Origin of the sequence: Hydrogenophilus thiooxidans (assembly GCF_019049855.1) — a bacterium.
GTDB classification, from domain to species: Bacteria; Pseudomonadota; Gammaproteobacteria; order Burkholderiales; family Rhodocyclaceae; genus Hydrogenophilus; species Hydrogenophilus thiooxidans.
Map to the genome: position 1 here is coordinate 1 of NZ_JAHLSY010000066.1, position 886 is coordinate 886.

1 protein-coding gene is annotated in these 886 nt (G+C 61.4%); it reads left to right on the plus strand.

The window, feature by feature from the left end; translation table 11 throughout:
* A partial coding sequence (locus KUL93_RS11280; protein WP_217127131.1) for an IS481 family transposase occupies positions 1-886 on the plus strand: 886 nt, incomplete at both ends.

Genomic DNA, 886 nt, shown 5'->3' on the forward strand with positions numbered 1-886 from the left:
ACGAACCTGACCCCGTTTCAGGAGGCCGTCGTGGTGGAGCTGCGCAAGACCTTGATGCTGCCTCTGGATGACCTGCTGGCGGTGGTGCGCGAATTCATCACACCCAACGTGTCGCGCTCGGGGCTGGACCGTTGTCTGCGCCGCCACGGCGTCGGTTCGCTCAAGGCCCTGCAGCCCAAAGCGGAAAAGCCTGGGCACAAACCCTTCAAGTCCTATGAGCCGGGGTTCGTGCATCTGGACGTGAAGTACCTGCCGCAGATGCCCGACGAGGACAAACGCCGCTACCTCTTCGTGGCCATCGACCGGGCGACGCGCTGGGTGTTCGTGGCCATCTACCCGGAGAAGACAGCCGCCAACGCCCGGCGCTTCCTGCGATCGCTCATTGAGGCGGCCCCCTTTCGTCTGCACACGATCCTCACCGACAACGGCAAGGAGTTCACCGACCGCTTCATCACCCGCGGCGAGCGTACTCCTACGGGAACGCATGCCTTCGATGAACTGTGCCAGGCGCTCGACATCGAGCATCGGCTGACCAAACCGCGCCGTCCGCAGACGAACGGCATGGTCGAGCGCTTCAATGGGCGCATCAGCGAGGTACTCGCCACCCATCGCTTCGACAGCCGCGAAGCGCTGGAGGCAACGATTCATCGCTACGTCTGGCTGTACAATCACCACATCCCCCAGAAAGCCCTGGGACATGTCCCGCCCATCGAGGCCATGAAAAGATGGTACAAAGAAAAACCGGAACTTTTCATAAAAGTGCCACGCAATCGTCCGGGACCTGACAAATATGCGAGCAAGAAGAAAGTGACGCGGCGTGACCGGTTTCTTGCCGAAATCGACGCGGTAACGCCTTGGTCGGCGCTGGTGGCCGAGATCGAACCGT